The sequence below is a fragment of the Elusimicrobiota bacterium genome (assembly GCA_040757695.1).
In the GTDB taxonomy this organism is placed as follows: Bacteria; Elusimicrobiota; UBA8919; order UBA8919; family UBA8919; genus JBFLWK01.
This window is the reverse complement of sequence record JBFLWK010000252.1, coordinates 1-1,133: the sequence shown is the minus strand read 5'-3', so window position 1 is coordinate 1,133 and position 1,133 is coordinate 1. Positions and strand designations below refer to the sequence as shown.

Here is a 1,133-nt window from a genome sequence, read left to right as displayed (position 1 = left end):
AACTTCTTTTATCCGTGGAACGTTAGCCGATATTCGCCAAAAAAATGATTAATTACAACAAAATAGCAGAAAAGTATTCACATCATAGAAAATTACATCCTGGAGTATTGAAAAATCTTATTGAAAAGGGGAAAAACGATTCCCATTCAAAGATACTTGAGGTAGGCTGTGGAACAGGTAATTATATATCTTCTATAGCAGATTTAATAAAATGCACATGTTGGGGAATAGATCCTTCTCAAAAGATGCTAAATATAGCACAAAAAAATTCTGATAATGTAAAATTAAAAAAAGGTTTTGCTGAAAAAATTGATTTTATGGATAACTTTTTTGATACAATTTTTTCTGTTGATGTAATTCATCATATTACAGATAAAGAAAAATATTTTAATGAAGCTTTTAGGACCTTGAAAATTAATGGAAAAATATGTACGGTTACTGATTCAGAATGGATAATCAAAAACCGAAAACCATTGTCTGAATATTTTCCAGAAATAATAGAAGCTGAGTTAAATAGATATCCATCTATAAAATATATTAAAAATATTATGAAATCCGTAGGATTTAAGAAAATTTCTGAATTTCAAGTTGAATTTTCTTATAAAATTGATAATATTCAACCATATGTTGACAAATCTTTTTCTTGTTTGCATTTAATATCTAATGAAGCATTCAATAAAGGAATAGAAAAAATGAAATCAGATTTAAAAAGAAAAAGTTTTATAGAAGGTATTTCACGATATTTACTTATATGGGGTATAAAAAAATAATAATGGCGAACATCGGCTAACTGGGTGCTGTCGCAGATGGCATTCGCCATCTGCCCTGTCGGGACACTGCTTCGCAGTGTCGCCAGCACCTATTCGTTAAGTGAAACGCCCAAGCCCGCCAAAAGGGAAATTCTTATGTACATGGATGTTAAAGAAATCAAGGAGGAAAAACTATATGCCACGAATTGCTAAAGGTGGAAAGTATGTATTTGGATGGTCAAAAGTAGGTAAAATAGGGAGAATCGTAATCCCCAAAGAAGCAATGAAGGAATATAAATTTGAGGTTAGAGAAAGAGTAATCCTTATGAGTGGGAGTCGTCGGTCTGGAGGCTTTGGTATAACCACACTAAGTCTTCTAAAAAA

2 protein-coding genes are annotated in these 1,133 nt (G+C 31.4%); both read left to right on the top strand.

The window, feature by feature from the left end:
* Positions 1-44 precede the first annotated feature (44 nt).
* Positions 45-770, top strand: a complete 726-nt coding sequence (locus AB1349_14570; protein MEW6558550.1) for a methyltransferase domain-containing protein — start codon at positions 45-47, stop codon at positions 768-770.
* Positions 771-945: 175 nt separating this feature from the next.
* Positions 946-1,133: hypothetical protein (locus AB1349_14565; protein ID MEW6558549.1), on the top strand; the 188-nt coding region annotated here is incomplete at its 3' end.